Genomic DNA, 17,458 nt, shown 5'->3' on the forward strand with positions numbered 1-17,458 from the left:
AATGTTACAGGTTTGGAATAGGACATTTATCTGTCGGTACACCTACTTTGCCTTTTTTCTTTTTCTTTCTGTAATCAGGGTAGAAATTCATATCATATCTAAGTGATAATTCATGTGAATTTCCTTCAGAAACACTAAGACCTCCAATAGGGTGATCATAACTATATCCAATAGTAAATCGCTTTAATTGTACACCACTCATAATGACAATTGCATCTTGATTAAATTGAGAAGGGTGTTCGTTATCTTTAATAATTAATCCTCTATACCATAATCCTAAAATAATAGGATGATAATTTAAATTGACGCCAGTTGACAGCTGGTCTTTTCTCCCTTGAGACTGGTAATGCATCATAAAACTTAACGTTCTATCATCATAGTTTCCAATAGTGCCATGCCAACGATAGGTAAGGGGAATTCTATAGCCAGCATTCATACTGAAGCGAAGAGGAAGGTTATCTTGCCCTACCTCATATCTTGAAATATTTGGTTGATTGATGTGGAAGAAGGAAACACCTACCCAAAAGTCTTTTCCATAAAACATAGTACCCGCAGAAATATCCGGGTAAATCCTACTATCCCTATCCACTCGATCACCAGTTGGATTACCAGTGATACCATCGTCATCAATTTGATCACCAAAAAGAAGGTGGTAAAAGCCTAAAGATGATTGTTCGAAACCTAATTGTAATCCAAAACTTAACTGATACTTATTTGTGATCTGTAGTTTATAACCTCCTGTCGCATTAAAAATAAATCGATCCATTACTGCTCCAGAATTCTGAGCAAGAACATCCTGATGCAAAGAAACACCTACACCAATATTCTTCTTTGGAATAGGAGTATCGAAAGACGCCAAAAAAGTACTGTAATTAGAAGGTAATCCTACCCATTGATTACGGTAATTAATATTTGCTCGCCCATCGCCAGCTGTGCCCACCAATGCAGGATTTAAATACAATGGAGCTGCATAGTATTGTGACAGATGTGCATCTTGAGCGTGAGAGTATTGATTATAAAGTAGTAAAGTCAACCAGAAAAAAAATTGGATAACTTTTGTTATTTGCTTTCTCATTGAATTCGTCTTCTAAGTTAAGTATTGCAGTACGTGGTCTTAGAATTATACAATTATTTAGTAGTATCGATATAATTGCAATCTTCGTACCTAATGCGATAAGTACTTGTGTATACGAGTAGAAAAATTAGTTCAATTGTAAGATTAAGATGAGATATGATTGAATTTTTCCTAGATAGTGCCTTTTTTGAAAGAACTTACATTTGTTCTTAATGTGGATTCATTACCTTTAATTTGAAGGTTTTACCCTTCACTTACTATTTTTCAAATGTTGTACTTCTCTCATTCAAAAAAATATTCTTTTTTACTTTCACATGTAGAAAAAAAATCCTTTTTGTCATGAAATAATAGGTAATCGTTATACAAGACAATCTTTTTGTGATTAAAGATACCTCAATGTTATGGCAACCCAATTGTTGGTTGAGAAACTTTAAAAATCATATTTCCTGTAAATAATTCTAAAGAAAACCCAACTTCTTATAAGTGTCATTTTGATAATTTATCTTTCAAAGATATCTTGCGTAATGTTGCATGAAATTGCTTGTTTATGCAGTTATGATTCATCAATCATCGTAATTTAATGAGGAAATCTATATTACTTTTATCATCAGTTCTATTAACTATTATCACATTATCTTGTGAAAAAGAAGTAGTTAAAGAAATACAACAAAAACCAATTGATTATGTTGACCCATTTATTGGAACAGGAGGAATCGTGCATACTTTTCCTGGGGCAACGATCCCGTTTTCTATGATCCAATTAAGTCCAGATACAGACACAAAAGGGTGGGACCATTGTAGTGGTTATCATTATAATGACTCAACAATAAAAGGTTTTAGTCATACCCATTTAAGTGGTACGGGATGGTCCGATTTAGGTGATATATTGATTATGCCAACTGTTGGTGATATTCAATTAGAGTCGGGACCACAAGATCAGCCGGATTTAGGGTGGAGATCTAGATTCTCACATGATGAAGAAATAGCAGAACCAGGTTTTTATGAAGTAAACCTAAAAGATTATGGAATTACTGCAGCATTAACAGCCGGGCAAAGAGTAGGTTTTCATAAATATACTTTTCCTGCAACCGATTCAGCTAACATCATTATTGATCCTACAAACTTGATTTTTGGTGAGGTTCTGGAAGCTCAAATATCAACAGATGACCCAACTGAAATTGTGGGTTATTGTAAATCAAATGGTTGGGGAGGTAAAAGATATGTATACTTTATCATTAAGTTTACTAAGCCTTATGATAAGTTTCAAATTTCGAGAAATGGGAAAATATCTTCTCATCTTAAAGTAAAAGATAAAGATGTAAAAGGTTTTGCCACCTTTAAAGTGGGAGAAAATGATCCTATCGAAGTTAAAGTTGCTATTTCTGCAGTAAGTCTAAATGGAGCAAGAAAAAACCTATTATCAGAAGGTCACAATTCATTTGCTTTAGCGGTACAACATGCACAGGAACAATGGAGCGAAGTTCTTAATAAATTCTCTATTGATGGAGGAACAGAAGAACAGAAAAGAATCTTCTATACAGGTATCTATCATAACTTTATTGCCCCCAATCTTTCAATGGATGTTGATGGTAAGTATGTAGCCATGGGTAAGAAGTTAGAAGCAGATGGTTTTACGAACTATTCAAACTTCTCTACATGGGATACTTTTAGAGCAACAAAACCACTTATCAGTTTTCTGACACCTAATTACTCAGCTGATTTTGTAGAATCATTAATTTCAAGACATAGAGATGCAAAAGAACATTTGCCATTATGGGAACTAGCAGGGTTTGATAATACTTGTATGATTGGCTATCCATCAGTACCAGTGATTTATGAAGCAATGCAGAAAGATGTCAAGGGAATTGATGTTAATGAGGCTTTGGCTGCAATGGATGATATTGCACATTTTAATAAAATTTCTTCATCTGATGGCGATGGTGGATTAAATGAATATATCAAGTTAGGCTATGTACCAGCTCATATTCCCAAAAACGTCTCGAAGACATTAGAATATGCTTACGAAGATTGGGTAATTGCTCAGGTAGCACAAAAAGCAGGCAATAAAAAGCTATATGAAAAATACATGCAAAGAGCCCAGAACTTCACGAATCTTTATCACCCAGAGAAAAAAACATTTTGGCCAAGAAAGTCAAATGGACAATGGTTTGGTGATATAGAAATGGATCAATGGGAACCTTTACAGAAACATTGGATTTCTGGCAATAAGTGGGCTTATGATTACTTTGTTCCACAAGCGATCTCTCAATTCATCGAAATGAAAGGAGGAAAAGATGCGTTCGCTGCTGATTTGGATACTTTATTTTCTCAAGAGTTAGATATGAAAGGTGAAGAACATGTAGATATTTCAGGATTTATCGGTAGCTACGCACATGGAGATGAACCGGGGCATGCTAATGCATACTTGTACAATTTTGCTGGTCAACCTTGGAAAACCCAAGCCATGATTCGCCGAATAATGGACGAGATGTATTCAGATAAACCCGATGGCATGATTAATAATGAAGACTGTGGTCAAATGTCTGCTTGGTATGTTTTCTCTGCAATGGGATTCTATCCTGTTTGCCCAGGCGATAAACAATATATTATTGGTTCACCTTTGTTCGATAGAGTATCAATGCAAGTAAGCAATGGTAAAACATTTACTGTCGAAGCAAAGAATCAATCGGATAAAAATGTCTATATCCAAGCCGCTTCTCTTAATGGTAAAGATCTAGATAGAAGCTATATCACACAAGAAGAAATAATGGCAGGAGGTATCCTTAAGTTTGTTATGGGACCAGAACCAAATAAAAATTGGGGAACTGATGTTAATGATATTCCTAAATCACCAATACAATAATTACTACAATCCTATTATCATAATGAAGAAAAATACAATACTACCTTATCTACTTCTTCTTATTACAATTATGTCCTGTGGACAGAAGAAAGAAGAAAAAAAGGAATTAGAAGACTTAACCAAATACGTAAGTACATTAGTAGGGTCAAAGTCAGACTTTAGATTATCTACAGGTAATACTTATCCAGCAGTGGCAACTCCTTGGGGAATGAACTTCTGGACTCCACAAACCAATAATAATGGAGATGGATGGGCTTATATGTACCAAAAAGATAGTATTAACGGAATAAAACAAACGCACCAACCATCACCATGGATCAATGACTATGCAGCATTTGCATTATTCCCAATGGTAGGAGAAGTGAAGTTTAATGAGAAAGAAAGACAATCTAAATATTCTCATGATACTGAAACGGCGAAGCCACATTACTATAGTGTAGATTTAGAAACATATAATACAAGAGCAGAAGTAACACCTACAACTAGAGGTGCTGTCTTCCAATTTACATTCCCGCAATCAGGTGAAAGTAGTGTATTAGTAGATGCATATCATAAAGGTTCCTATGTGAAGATTATTCCTGAGGAAAATAAAATTGTCGGTTATTGTAAAAACAACTCTGGTGGTGTACCAGATAACTTTGCCAACTATTTTGTAATTGTTTTCAACAAGCCATTTAAAACACAAGGTACTTGGAATGGTAAAGATGCTACTTCATCAAAAGAGGTAAAAGCAGATAGAACAGCAGGTTATGTTACCTTTGACACAAAAGATGGTGAGGTGATTACAGCAAAAGTAGCTTCTTCCTTTATCTCAATAGATCAGGCTGAGATAACATTAAAAAGAGAAATTGGTAAGAAATCTTTCACTACTGTAAAAGAAGAAGCACAATATGCATGGAACAAAGAATTTAATAGGTTAATGGTGAAAGGTGGTACTCAAAGAAGTATGGAGAATTTCTATACTTCAATGTACAGAACATTGCTTTTCCCTAGAAAATTCTATGAGTATGATGCAAATAACAAACTAGTGCATTATAGTCCTTATAACGGTCAAGTAGAAGAAGGGTATATGTTTACTGATAATGGTTTCTGGGATACTTTTAGAGCTGTTTTCCCATTCTTTACAGTGATGTATCCGGAGTTAAATAGTCATATTATGGCTGGTTTAGTTAATACATATAATGAAAGTGGTTGGTTGCCAGAATGGGCTTCACCAGGTCACAGAGATTGTATGATTGGCTCAAACTCTGCAGCTATTATCGCTGATTCTTACCTTAAAGGTATCAGAGGATACGATATTGAAACACTTTATGCTGCAATTATCAAGAATACTAAAAACCATGGTCCATTAGGTTCTGTCGGTCGTATGGGTGTGGATTATTATAATGATCTTGGATACATCCCTTACGATGTAGGCATCCATGAGAACACAGCAAGAACTTTGGAATATGCTTACGCTGATTTTACAATCATGGAATTAGCTAAAGCTTTGAATAGACCTCAAGAAGAGATTGATCTTTTCCGTAAGAGAGCTGATAATTATAAAAATGTTTTTGATCCATCAACAAACTTTATGAGAGCAAAAATGAAAGATGGTTCTTGGCAGACTCCATTTATCCCAGAAGCTTGGGGTGGTGCATTTACTGAAGGGTCATCTTGGCATTATACATGGTCAGTATTCCATGATCCAGAAGGTTTAGCAGACTTAATGGGAGGTAGAGAAGCATTTGCTGCAAAATTAGATTCTGTATTCTCAACTCCATCTATTGCCAATCATGATTACTATGGTTTCGAAATTCATGAAATTACTGAAATGAAAGTAGCTGATGAAAAATATGGAACAGGCCAATATGCACATGGTAACCAGCCTATACAACACGGTATATACTTATATGATTATGTAGGTCAACCTTGGAAAGCACAGAAATGGACAAGAAAAGTATTGAAAGACCTTTACAGCCCAACTCCTGATGGTTTATGTGGTGATGAAGATAATGGACAAACTTCTGCTTGGTATGTATTCTCTGCTTTAGGAATGTACCCAGTTGCTCCAGGAACTGGAGAATATGCCATCGGTTCACCTGAGTTTGAAGAGGCAACAATGTCTTTAGAAAATGGAAACACATTCAAAGTGATTGCCAATAACAATAATGAAAAGAATATTTACATTCAATCAGCAAAGTTAAATGGCAAAGACTTTAATAAAACATTCATCACACATGATCAAATTATGGCTGGAGGTGAGTTAGTTTTTGAAATGGGTGATCAACCAAATAAGAACTGGGGTACTGCAGAAGATAGTGTACCTTATTCAATGTCAAGAGAAAAATAATTCAATTTTTGATATAATATTTAAAGGCACATTACGGTTGTTAATGTGCCTTTATTATTTTCTGTAACTCAATTTACATGTAAGGAATTAAATTATAGCAAATTATAACTAATCTAACTACAGGGAACATTAAGTGATTGAAATTGTTATAGATATAAAGGTGTATTTATAAATTGACTAATTCATGCCATTAATAGTAATGTTGTAATGTTTTTACCGAAAGGATAAATAATTAAAAACATTTTCAATAAAACTTTATTATTATGTAGAAATCTCTAAATTTGTTTAATACAATAGGATTTATAGTATGACAAGAGAAGAACTTATCAATTATCTTAACACAGAACAACTCATCAACATCTCGAATGCTTTAAAAAATATGTTTGAAAGAACAAAAGCATTTTACTTTCAGGTAACAACAACGCTGACGGTCAACGATGATGGAAGATATGAAGTATCTACTCCTGATAACTTTCCTGTTTTTACCCCCAAAGGACAAGGGTTTTTAGAAGATGGAGGGGATTACTACAAAGGCGAGCTGAAGTTAAGAAACTTAGAAGAAGAAGATTCGCTTGAAATGGCAAAGGATTTGATAATAGCTTGTTTTGAAAACAATAAAAATAAGAGCTGAAACACTACTCGAACTTATTTAAGTGTCAATTAAATATATCTTTTATCACAAATTAATAAATCACTATTTGTGCTGTAAGACGACATAAATAACATGTATAATGTTTAAGATTTTTAAATCTAAAATTAACTATACTTCTGAACAGATTATCAATAACATCATTCGTAAGCAAAACTACTCAGATACTATCAAATTTATTTATCAAGACAACTTTGATAAAATACTAAGGATGATCATAAAAATGGGTGGTTGCGAAGCAGATGCTGAAGATATCTTTCAGGATAGCCTTTCAAAACTAATTATGAGTATTGAAACATCTCAATTTAAAGGAAGGGCGAACATTTCCACGTACTTATACAGTATTTGTAGAAATGCATGGATCAATATGCAAAAAAAACAGAACAAGTACAGCTTTTTTGATGAAAGTGCGGATCATTTATTAGAAGATTATGACCTAATAGATGAAATACCTTTTATCGAGGAAGACCAGAAAACTGTAAAGAAATTTTCGGAAGCATTTAAAAGCATTGGAACAGATTGTAGGAATTTACTAAAAAAACTGTACTTTGACCTTATGTCTTATGAAATGCTGTTAACAACCCATAAAGACAAGTATAGTTCTGAGCAGGCAATCCGTAATAAGAAGAGCCGCTGTATTAAATATTTAAGAAAAAGTCTTGGTGATGACAAGGATCTTAGTAAAGAGGATATGATCAATATGATAGGACCTTGCTTGGACAAAGAGGAATAAAAAATTAATCTAAGTGATTACATTTATTAGCATTTGTGTCATATATGTATAGAAAAACATTTATGGTCAAATATTTTCAATGCTAAGAAAATAAAACTATGGAACAACTCAATAACTTTACGGAGATTGAGCAAAGGGTATATCTTGAATTCAAGAAAGAAGAAATCGGAAAGATTAGACAACAGATGAAGAAGAAGACTTCTTCAGTGTGGTTGAAATCAATGAAGGTTGCTTCTGTTGCTGCAACAACATTGCTTTTGCTTGGCTCTGTTTATGTAACCTTACTAATCTCGCCCCAATCAGTTGTTAATGATTCAATCGATAAGTATAACCTATCGGACAGATCATACACATTAACAGAAGAACGATTACCGCTACAAGTTGGTGTAAAAGCTTTACACGAACAGAAGTTCCATGATGCAGAAATGATTTTAATGACAGCGAAAGAGTCTGATCATAAAGATTTCTTTCTTTGCATGGCAGAAATAGGTGCAGGAAATTATGAAGATGCGAAAGTTCTTATGGAAAAAATGGAAAAAGATCCTGCTCACCTTTACCATCGAGAGATAACCAATTCATTAAAACTAAAGGTCTTTATGCTTGAACTTCTGCCATAAGAAGTAACAAATTGAGGGAATTAGAATGAGGAAGAGTAACCATAACCAATGGTTGCTCTTTTTTGTTATAGGGTCTATATCTCCACTGATAATCAGACTCCCCCAGAACATTGGGTTCTGTTTTAGGGCAGGGAAATCTTCAAAGAATTCTAGCTTGGCTTTTTGTAGGGCGATATCTTTTTCATATCCATCTTTTAAAAACTTGAAGAACTTCTTTGAAATATATAGTGAGGCTTGGTCATTTACTTTCCAAAGACCGGCTAAAACAGAAGGAGCTTGTGAGTAGGCAAATGCTCTCTGAAAGCTCATCAAGCCTTCACCTTTTATATACTTACCGTTAGCAGAGTAGCAAGAGCTAACAGAGATTAAGTTGTGTTTTGAAAAATCCATTTCTTCTACCTGATCAAAGGTAAAACCTTCCGGAAGGGAATCATGACCGTACAAGAAAATACGAGAACTTTGTTCGTCGTCACCAATTACTGTATGTGTAGCAAAGTGGATGATATCATAATCATTAACCGCATTGATAACATTTTCCTTAGTAGCTTCTTCATTGATTAAAGTATTTTCAGTGATGCCTTCTACTTCTTCTTGAGAAAATTTCAAATCCTTATTTGCAAAAGGTGCAATACCTAGAATATCAATCTGATCATTCTTTACCTTAGGGAGAGAAGAAATAAAGTACTCATGATGTAAAGAAAAAGCATAGCTTATACTATGTTCTTCAATCATTTTTTTTCCACCTGAAAGGTTCAATATACCCAAAGGTATAGTTGATGTTAATTGATCAGCAGATATCATTATTCTATCTTCCTGATTGTTGAATACCTTTTGAGGTAACAACAAATGGCTAATTGAATCTAACTGATTAATATAGGTTCGATCAATAAAATAATCACTCTGATATAATTTTGCAGAAAATGCTTTCAGTAAATTAAAGTCTCTTTCTTGGGCATTAACTACTTCAAGATTAAACTTCCCTTTGCTATAAGAAATGATAAAAAACCTGTTATGTTCGTCTTGGTAATAAGAAACAAATCCAATATTCTTCTCCTCAAAATTTTCTTTAAAATATGACCTAAGAATATCTGGTGTGAGTAGTGGAGTCTCTTTTAATTTCTTTTTGAAATCAAAAACATTATCCAAGGCAAAATATTCATCAATAGACAAATTCTTAACGTTAGAACTTCTTTTATTAAGAATAGTTGATTTTGTATTTTCAATAATTTCTAAGGCTTTTAATAGATCATCTTCATTTTGATTTTTTTGATATTGATGGATATAAAAGTGTATAAACTCATCCTGTAAATCTTTTTGAGAAATAAAGGATACTAATTGATCTTTGTCGCCATGCTGTTTACCAATAAACTTCTTAAAGTGATGGTAACTTTTCCAATAATATTTGTCTTTTAATTGTTCATCATCTTCATAGAGGCCTTTTAGGTAATAGTGCTCCATATATTCATGATGAACCACACCTGTACTGTCCTTTCCTACATTTACATATTGATCTAAAACCAATTCAGAACTATCTAAATATTGAAGATACTCTTTACCACGATCATGATAAAATTGAGTAAGGTTCCTAAATATTAAATTCTTGAGAATTAGATTTCTTTGATATTTGGCAGGTAGTGCGAGGTTAATTTCATTTAAAGCAATATTGAATTCTGTGAGTGCTTGATCATTCTTTTCTAACTTCTCATAAGCTAATGCTTTTAATAAGTGGGCTCTTGAGAAGTAGAAACGGGTCATTAGTAATTCATCTGTACTATATACATTAATATTTTTAGTGATATTTTCTTTAGATAATTCTAAGAACTCATCTACTATAGTAATACTTTCAATCAATTTATTTTTCTCATATTGATATTTAGCATAAAAGTAAAAATAGTTGCTTCTGTTGAACTTCTTATTTTTATAATATTCATGGCATTGTTTAAAATAATCATCAATAACAGAATCATTTTTGGTAAGTGTCAAGTAACTAAAATAATCAGAGGATGGTGATTTTATATTTGAATGGTATTTTTGATATAATAAATCACCAAATGAATATTCTTTTTTTAAATAATAGATAAGGCCAAGCTTTGCTGCCATACTATTTTGAACATTCGAATTTTGCTTGATAAATGATTTATTTGCCTTATGGAAATAATATTCGGCTGAATCTAATGAACCTACTCTATTGTGATAGGTTCCAATAGCTTTCAAAGAATTAGAATATAACCATTCGTATTTTATTCCATTCTTTTCTTGAATTTGAATAGCTTCTCTGTAGTTACAAATTCCTTTTTCTATTTCTAATGTTTCTTTTAAATAAAGGTGCCCAAGAAAGAAACACGCAAATGTCTTTGCATTATAGTCAGTGGTTTTTTCTTTCAAAGACTCAAACCTATTAATAGAGGTTTCATAGTTTTTATTTTTAAAGTTGATATATGCATCATCCGCTAATTTACTATCATCGTTTTTTAGAAAAGGATAATTGAGAATTTGTAATATGATTAGAAAAAATATCATAATTTATTTAGAGTACTGATTACATATTATCTAGGAACATGTCTTACTAGTACTACTAAGATTAGTTAGAAAGTTTTTATTAACAAGTAATTCGGGAAATTTTATGAAATCGCTATCAAAAAAGTTAATTATTTTTTCAGTTATACTAACTGCCTTTTCATGTTCAATGCAAGAAAATGAGGTAGAACCTATTGAATATAATCCAGTTAATACTGAATTTGAGGTAATGTTTCCAGAACAAGATTCTCTAAATAATAGTAATAAGAAAAAAGTAAGGCTTAAATATTTTACTGATCCTACGGAAACAGATAATAATCTCGGCCAAGATATATAAAAAAAGGCACTTATAAAGTGCCTCTTTTACTTGTTTTAGAGTATAACTCTAAAACTGAAAACTAACTATTAATTAATCTTTATATTCAAGGCTGAAGTAAGACTTTAGCCTAATATTTCATGATGTTAATATTTGTAATCCAAATTTATAAAAAAGTTTTTTATTAACATATAAAAAGTGATAAAAATCAACATTTTTATACAATTTTTTTGAATTAACTGTTTTCACATCTTAATTTTGACGCGAATCAAAGTTAAATGTATTGAAAACAGATTATTTCAAATTCGGTTTACACCTTGTCTGTGCAGTAGCCATTCTGTTCAATGCATTTTCTGTGTCCTTACTTAAAATGGATCTAGAAGATCAAAGAGACTTTATCGAAAAGGTCTTTTGTATTAATAAGGACAAACCTGAAATGTCTTGTCACGGACAATGTTTTATCAACAAACAACTTAAGAAGGAAGCAGAGAAGCAAAAAGAATCTAATATGCATTCTACTAAAGAGGTAGTAATGTCGTTATGTGCTTCTGAAACTTTAATTCCTACTTTAGATCAAACCCAAGTATTGCCTGTAAGAGCAGTACAAAATTCTACAGAAGTACTTCTTACTTCTAAAGATCTTGTCGATCGATTATTACGACCTCCAATAGTATAGATAACTTTAATGAGTCACCTTTTATCAAGAAGGTCTAAAACTCATGCCTTTTTTTGCTCAATTTATTGAGTGCTAATCATTATATCTATCATAAAAACTTTATGAAGGGTTGAATTGTATACCCTTTGTCGTAATATTTTAATCATGAAAAACGTATCTTTTTTACTAATCTCAATTTTTGCATTATTTTTTATTTCATGTAATCAAGATGAGACCAACCCAGAGGAAGGATCAAATGTTATAGGTTCTTCAACTACGGATGAGGGGGTTGTATTAAACTTAACTTCAACGAAAGAGGCACTTTATGAAGGTGTTAATAATGTAACGTTCTCTCTTGGTAATGGTCAATCTTTATCTGAAGGTGGTACTTGGAAAATTACTCCTGTTATGGAAATGACGATGGATAATGGGATGAAACACATGCACTCAACACCAATAAAAGGATTTGATATTGGTAGTTCGAATACCACTTCTGGTGAAGGCCAAATTTTATTTGTAATGCCTACAGTAGAAATGGGAGCTTGGGAATTACATATTGAATATATCGTAAATGATGCTGTCGAAGCAATGTGGATGATGCCAATTGAGGTGAATGCGGTGACATTCGAAACATCAGAAGCTAATTACAAAACAGTGATTATGCAACAATTAGATGGTAGTGAAGAAAGAATTGTCTTAGGATATAACTTCCTATCTGGTGAGCCAGAAATGGGAGCAAACGATATTGAAATCTTAGCATTTAAGAGAATTCCTGCAATGGATCATATGATGGAAGATATGGATCACGGTCACCACGAAGAGGGACATGGTCATGATTTTGAAACTTATGAGCCATATACTCAATTATCAATTAAAACGACTCCATGGATGCCTTCAATGTCACATGGTTCGTCGAATAATGTTGATCCAGAAGAAACGGAAGAAGGAGTTTATACTGGTGTAGTGAATTTCTCTATGACTGGTGACTGGCAAATTCAGTTAAATGTAAAAGATGGAGAAACAGAAATTATTGATGAAGAAGGTTTATCATTTTACCTTGAGTTTTAATGAAAAGTCTTAAACTATTAATCGGTAGTATGCTATTTTTAGTTTTACTACCGATTACTTCAACGTTTGCTCAAGCTCAACTAAAGACTTATTATTTAGGTGAGGTGACAATTACTTCAGATACTATAGAAAATAAAGACTATCAGTTAACAATAGATCAAGTAATGGCAGAAAAGCCTGAAATGAATATTGTAAAAAGAGGTGGTTTTGCTTGGGAGCCCATTATCAATGGATATTCTGATGGACAGATAGCAGTTGTGATAGATGGGATGAGAGTATTTGGTGCTTGTACCGATAAGATGGACCCTGCTACTTCATATCTTGAGCCCATTAATCTAGAGTCATTTGACGTATTAAGATCTTCTGACGCACAAGAATTTGGAACTTCTTTGGGAGGAAGTATCAACGCAAGTATGAAATACCCCAATTTTGATGGGGAAACACACTTTGGTATTCAAAACTTTTATAGTACAAATACTAACGGTTATGATGGGAATATTTTCTTGGAAAAGTCGTCTGAAAAGTTTGGAGTAAGGTACTCTGGTGCATATAGAAAACATCAAAGTTATACAGATGGAAATGGAGAATTAGTACCATATACACAATATCAGAAACAGAACCATACGTTAACTTCAGGGTATAAATTATCTGAAAACGAAACACTGACAGCAATGTTGATGTTTGATCAAGGGAAAGATATTGGTTATCCGGCATTACCAATGGATGTAAGTTCTGCTACTGGGATAATGGGTAACATTGGTTATAAAAAACATGATGACCAAGCAAAATTTCAGCATTTAGAAGCTAAGGTTTATTACAACTTTATTGAGCATATCATGGACGATACGAATCGTGAGAATGTAGCAATTCGTATGGATATGCCGGGAAGGAGCAATACTTTTGGAGCTTGGGCTAAATTGGGGAGAAAAACCGAGAAGCATCAGTTTTCTATAAAGGTAGATGCATTCGCAAATCACTTATTTGCAGATATGACGATGTATTCTCCAACAGGTGGAAAGGATATGTATATGATCACTTGGGGAGATATTCAAAGATATTCAATAGCAACATTTTTGAAAGATACTTGGAAACTAGACGACCGTTTAGAATGGGAAAACAGTATTCGTATTGAATCCAATTCAATTAACTTATCGAATGAATTGGCAAGAAAACAATTTGAAACATTAAACTATACTGTAGATGGTCCAATTTCTCAATTGGGAGGTACCTTCTCTTCTGCTTTCAACTATCATTTAACAGAATCAATTACCTCATCATTTGGAATAAATTATACGCATAGATTACCTACTGCTTCAGAGCTATATGGTTATTACCTTTTTAATGCAAGAGATCGCTTTGATTATATAGGAAACCCTGACTTGGATACAGAAAAAGCATTTGATTTTATTTTTAATCTTGAATATAATTCAGACGGTTGGGTACTTGGTATGAGTGCAAGAAAAGTATTTATCAATGATTATATTGTTGGAATTGTACAAGAAGACTTATTACCAATGACTATAGGAGCACTAGGAGTGAAGAAATATATGAATGTGGGTAAAGCGAATTCATCACATTTAAATATTTATGGTAGTAAACTAATTTCCAATTGGTTGAAATATGGTATTCACTTGTCATTTGATAATGGTACAATTGAAGAGTTACATTCTTCTATGCCTTATATGCAACCTTTGACAGTGAAACAGAATATTCAGTTACAGTTAAAGAACTTTGCTTTTGGGGTAGAATATGTTTACAATTCTGGTATGTCAACTCCTGCTGAAGAATTAGGAGAGCTGCCAACGAGCAGTTATCACTTGTTTAATTTACAAGGAGAATATGCTCTAGATTTAAATAAAGGAGAATTAAAGTTTATTGGTGCTGTTCAGAATATATTTGATGCTTACTATATAGACCCATTTGCCTGGAATGAAATACCTAGTAGTGGAAGAAATATAAAATTGGGAATTAATTATAATTTCTAAAAAAGGAAAGCCTCACAATTTGTGAGGCTTTTGTCGTTTATATATGTGAAGCTTTAGTATAAATAACTTTTCCAGACTGTTTACAAAGTGCAACATTGATCATTACAAACTCATTAACAACAAGCCTTACATGTACTGTTCCAGAATCTGTGATTACATCTTGAATTTGTGCCGTTTTTATCCCCGATTTAAATTCACAGAATATATTTTTTGTAGTCAAATTGTACAGATAAGTAGCGTTGTCTTCCTCAGTGATACCTACCCATTGCTGTAAAATATCTTGAGCAAGGTGGTCATTCAATTCAACATCAATAATACGGATGTATTTGAAATACCAATCATTTACATCTGCAAATGAAGAAAAGCTAAGAGTAAGTGCAATTGATAAAGTAAGTAAGGCTTTCATATCTGGTCAATGATCTAGTTGTATTAATTAAACATCACGTAAGAAAAATTAATTCTTGTAATGTTAGATTAACATGAGAATACAAACCAAAATATCCATTGATGATTAAATTTGATGTAACCTATTAGTAAAGTACAATTGTTATCTCTTTTTAATCCTTATTTTTAGGGTTACATATAAAGTAAGGTTTATAGTGAAATGTGATTTTTATTATTTTAAGTGAAAAGCATCGAAGTTAAAACTGATACCTGCCAACAACTGAAACTGCGTATTGTATTCATTTCTTGAAGATGGATCTGTGTTTTCTTGTTGGAAATAATGATTGTTTGCATCCGCATACGTTCCAACAATATGAAGGTTAAAATCTTTGTCTTCCCAAGGGTAAAATTCCAGAGCGACCTCATAGGTGATCATAAGAGAATTCTTTACCAACTCTGGCTTCTCTGTAACGGGATTAGTCACAATTACAGCATCATTTTCAGAGTCGAACATCACTTGGTCGAATATTAATTTTATAAAAGGTCTGAAATGTTTACCATTATATTTAAACTTAATAGGAGTCGAGTAGTAGGTGCCATTTTTATTAAAATTGGGCATATTACGCGCTGTGATAAAATCTGTATCGATCCAGAATGTATCAAAATTCCATTGTAAGCCAAGAGAGAAAGCGAAGGGCATGCCATCATACAGGTTATAGTTACTTAACGTGGTAACGTTAGAATATACCTTGATAAAATCTTTTACAATATGTCCCCACCAATACACATTAAATTGAGTAGCTTGTATTTGTTTCCCTAGAGAATCAATTTCATTCACTCCATTAGCTACCTGGAAGGCTATATGTTGACCAGATGCTGTAATATGTTCCGCATGTACTCCAGTTTTCCATAATCTTACATTATTATTAACATATGAATAACGGTAAACATCGTAGGGCCAATACTGTTGTTCCATAGTACCATAACCGTAGAAGAATTTCCCTGCTTTAAAAAGCCACTTCTTGTTATCTGTTGTATAGTTAATTGTTGCGACTTGAATATTATTGGATAAGTTAGAATCATCTACACCGGTTTGATTAAAAGCTTGACGATAATTAAAAGTGAAGTTTTCATTTATTTTACCATTCAACATAAAGAGTAATGAAGACATTCTGAATCTACTATCATCTACATAACCGTCTATATCATTACCAAACTGAATATTTCTATAATCAAAGCGTCCATTAATAGGCATATCTAGACTACTAGTAAATTGTTCCCATCCACTTTCTTCTTTATCATGTGATTGTGAAAGAACAGGAATAACCTGAACAAGAAAAAAGAATTGTAGAATAATAGTTCTGAGGATCATCGAATTTTGCATAGTAGTAGGTTATAAAATTCAAGAGATTGCTTCAATTAAAAATATGGTTCTAGTGTAATATCAAATTTGAAACACATTTACCCCAAATAAAATTCATTAATTAGCCAACCAATCTTGTATATTTATAGAATTAACCAATATTTTAATCAGATAATACCAAATGATTTCAAGGACTATTCCGGTAAAGAAGTTAGATGTATTAAGCGAAAAGCTTCAAAATTTTGAGAGTCATTACAATAAGGATTCCCATACGATAGAATATCTTGAAAATTCTGAGATACAATATTCATTAAGGTTACCTTGGCAATTAAATACACAATTTGAAGCAAGAGATGTTGTCTATGTCATCTGTATTATCCAAACAGAAAGTGCTTCTGTTGGGTTAGTAAAAAACAATGAGATCGTGTTGCATAAGACTTTTTCAACTTATGCAGTGAGGAAAAAACAAGGGAAAAGTCAGATAAAGTATTTAAAAACCAGAGGTAAGTCAAAAGCAGGGTCAAGGTTAAGGTTGGCGAATACCATCAATTTTTTTGAACATATTAATGAAAGACTTACCGAGTATTTTAAGGATAATACAGTAGAAAAAATAGCATTTAGTTGTTCAAAAATACTTATTCCATATTTGTACTCATCTAAGGTGGCTTGTCCGTTTGATAAAAAAGATGAGAGAATATATAAAGTACCCAAACACCTTTCAAACGCTAATTTTGAAGACCTTCAAATGGTACATCAACTACTTTCAAAAGGTGAACTGATCATAAAAGAAGACAATAAAGATGAAGCAGAAGAAATGCTACAAGAAGTATTTGCAAACTAATCTAATAGTTCCCATACTATTCCTAATAATTTGGGGGTGTCAAACATCAACTAGCCAAAC

Annotated in this window: 14 protein-coding genes; 10 read left to right on the forward strand and 4 right to left on the reverse strand. The window is 32.7% G+C overall.

Going from position 1 to position 17,458, the window contains the following annotated elements; genetic code table 11:
• Nucleotides 1–4 precede the first annotated feature (4 nt).
• A complete protein-coding gene (locus QL232_RS17430) occupies nt 5–1,075 on the reverse strand; it encodes a type IX secretion system membrane protein PorP/SprF (RefSeq protein WP_281615117.1) in 1,071 nt (356 codons plus the stop codon).
• A gap of 580 nt (nt 1,076–1,655) precedes the next feature.
• Here QL232_RS17430 and QL232_RS17435 point away from each other — a divergent pair.
• The 5 genes from QL232_RS17435 to QL232_RS17455 all read left to right on the forward strand — a co-directional run bounded on the left by QL232_RS17435 (nt 1,656) and on the right by QL232_RS17455 (nt 8,269).
• Nucleotides 1,656–3,938 (forward strand): GH92 family glycosyl hydrolase, encoded by a 2,283-nt coding sequence (locus QL232_RS17435; protein ID WP_281615118.1) that lies wholly within the window; start codon nt 1,656–1,658, stop codon nt 3,936–3,938.
• Between the two features lie 22 nt (nt 3,939–3,960).
• Nucleotides 3,961–6,270: a GH92 family glycosyl hydrolase gene (locus tag QL232_RS17440; protein ID WP_281615119.1), complete on the forward strand. Its 2,310-nt coding sequence runs from the start codon at nt 3,961–3,963 to the stop codon at nt 6,268–6,270.
• Between the two features lie 307 nt (nt 6,271–6,577).
• Nucleotides 6,578–6,901, forward strand: a complete 324-nt coding sequence (locus tag QL232_RS17445) for a hypothetical protein (RefSeq protein WP_281615120.1) — start codon at nt 6,578–6,580, stop codon at nt 6,899–6,901.
• Nucleotides 6,902–7,001: 100 nt separating this feature from the next.
• The gene (locus tag QL232_RS17450) at nt 7,002–7,652 is read left to right on the forward strand and encodes a sigma-70 family RNA polymerase sigma factor (RefSeq protein ID WP_281615121.1); all 651 of its coding nucleotides are present in this window, start codon (nt 7,002–7,004) and stop codon (nt 7,650–7,652) included.
• Between the two features lie 98 nt (nt 7,653–7,750).
• Nucleotides 7,751–8,269, forward strand: a complete 519-nt coding sequence (locus QL232_RS17455) for a hypothetical protein (RefSeq protein WP_168884303.1) — start codon at nt 7,751–7,753, stop codon at nt 8,267–8,269.
• On the opposite strand, the gene QL232_RS17460 is transcribed toward QL232_RS17455, so the two are convergent.
• Nucleotides 8,237–10,789, reverse strand: a complete 2,553-nt coding sequence (locus tag QL232_RS17460) for a CHAT domain-containing protein (RefSeq protein WP_281615122.1) — start codon at nt 10,787–10,789, stop codon at nt 8,237–8,239. The genes QL232_RS17455 and QL232_RS17460 overlap by 33 nt on opposite strands.
• 103 nt (nt 10,790–10,892) lie before the next feature.
• Here QL232_RS17460 and QL232_RS17465 point away from each other — a divergent pair, with 103 nt between their 5' ends.
• The 4 genes from QL232_RS17465 (at nt 10,893) to QL232_RS17480 (ending at nt 14,810) form a co-directional block, all read left to right on the forward strand.
• On the forward strand, nt 10,893–11,123 hold the full coding sequence (locus QL232_RS17465; RefSeq protein ID WP_281615123.1) for a hypothetical protein: 231 nt from the start codon (nt 10,893–10,895) through the stop codon (nt 11,121–11,123).
• A gap of 262 nt (nt 11,124–11,385) precedes the next feature.
• On the forward strand, nt 11,386–11,778 hold the full coding sequence (locus QL232_RS17470; protein WP_281615124.1) for a hypothetical protein: 393 nt from the start codon (nt 11,386–11,388) through the stop codon (nt 11,776–11,778).
• Between the two features lie 144 nt (nt 11,779–11,922).
• The gene (locus QL232_RS17475) at nt 11,923–12,825 is read left to right on the forward strand and encodes a FixH family protein (protein WP_281615125.1); all 903 of its coding nucleotides are present in this window, start codon (nt 11,923–11,925) and stop codon (nt 12,823–12,825) included.
• Complete coding sequence (locus QL232_RS17480) at nt 12,825–14,810, forward strand: TonB-dependent receptor (protein ID WP_281615126.1); 1,986 nt, start codon at nt 12,825–12,827, stop codon at nt 14,808–14,810. The genes QL232_RS17475 and QL232_RS17480 overlap by 1 nt, the downstream gene beginning before the upstream one ends.
• A 37-nt stretch (nt 14,811–14,847) precedes the next feature.
• Here QL232_RS17480 and QL232_RS17485 read toward each other — a convergent pair whose 3' ends face one another.
• Both QL232_RS17485 and QL232_RS17490 read right to left on the reverse strand, forming a co-directional pair.
• The gene (locus QL232_RS17485; protein WP_281615127.1) at nt 14,848–15,216 is read right to left on the reverse strand and encodes a hypothetical protein; all 369 of its coding nucleotides are present in this window, start codon (nt 15,214–15,216) and stop codon (nt 14,848–14,850) included.
• A gap of 210 nt (nt 15,217–15,426) precedes the next feature.
• Nucleotides 15,427–16,578, reverse strand: coding sequence for a porin (locus QL232_RS17490; protein WP_281615128.1), 1,152 nt, complete (start codon nt 16,576–16,578; stop codon nt 15,427–15,429).
• A 160-nt stretch (nt 16,579–16,738) separates the two neighbouring features.
• On the opposite strand from QL232_RS17490, the gene QL232_RS17495 reads away from it, so the two are divergent.
• Nucleotides 16,739–17,398, forward strand: a complete 660-nt coding sequence (locus QL232_RS17495; RefSeq protein WP_281615129.1) for a hypothetical protein — start codon at nt 16,739–16,741, stop codon at nt 17,396–17,398.
• Nucleotides 17,399–17,458: the final 60 nt, after the last annotated feature.

It is taken from the genome of Flammeovirga sp. SubArs3 (assembly GCF_947387565.1).
Classification (GTDB): domain Bacteria; phylum Bacteroidota; class Bacteroidia; order Cytophagales; family Flammeovirgaceae; genus Flammeovirga; species Flammeovirga agarivorans.

What these genes read in the sequence shown, in the direction of transcription:
- QL232_RS17495 (WP_281615129.1), top strand. Translation starts at nt 16,739, where the DNA reads ATGATTTCAAGGACTATTCCGGTAAAGAAGTTAGATGTATTAAGCGAA.
- QL232_RS17450 (WP_281615121.1), top strand. Translation starts at nt 7,002, where the DNA reads ATGTTTAAGATTTTTAAATCTAAAATTAACTATACTTCTGAACAGATT.
- QL232_RS17460 (WP_281615122.1), bottom strand. Translation starts at nt 10,789, where the DNA reads ATGATATTTTTTCTAATCATATTACAAATTCTCAATTATCCTTTTCTA.
- QL232_RS17455 (WP_168884303.1), top strand. Translation starts at nt 7,751, where the DNA reads ATGGAACAACTCAATAACTTTACGGAGATTGAGCAAAGGGTATATCTT.
- QL232_RS17440 (WP_281615119.1), top strand. Translation starts at nt 3,961, where the DNA reads ATGAAGAAAAATACAATACTACCTTATCTACTTCTTCTTATTACAATT.
- QL232_RS17430 (WP_281615117.1), bottom strand. Translation starts at nt 1,075, where the DNA reads ATGAGAAAGCAAATAACAAAAGTTATCCAATTTTTTTTCTGGTTGACT.
- QL232_RS17435 (WP_281615118.1), top strand. Translation starts at nt 1,656, where the DNA reads ATGAGGAAATCTATATTACTTTTATCATCAGTTCTATTAACTATTATC.
- QL232_RS17465 (WP_281615123.1), top strand. Translation starts at nt 10,893, where the DNA reads ATGAAATCGCTATCAAAAAAGTTAATTATTTTTTCAGTTATACTAACT.
- QL232_RS17480 (WP_281615126.1), top strand. Translation starts at nt 12,825, where the DNA reads ATGAAAAGTCTTAAACTATTAATCGGTAGTATGCTATTTTTAGTTTTA.
- QL232_RS17475 (WP_281615125.1), top strand. Translation starts at nt 11,923, where the DNA reads ATGAAAAACGTATCTTTTTTACTAATCTCAATTTTTGCATTATTTTTT.
- QL232_RS17485 (WP_281615127.1), bottom strand. Translation starts at nt 15,216, where the DNA reads ATGAAAGCCTTACTTACTTTATCAATTGCACTTACTCTTAGCTTTTCT.
- QL232_RS17445 (WP_281615120.1), top strand. Translation starts at nt 6,578, where the DNA reads ATGACAAGAGAAGAACTTATCAATTATCTTAACACAGAACAACTCATC.
- QL232_RS17490 (WP_281615128.1), bottom strand. Translation starts at nt 16,578, where the DNA reads ATGCAAAATTCGATGATCCTCAGAACTATTATTCTACAATTCTTTTTT.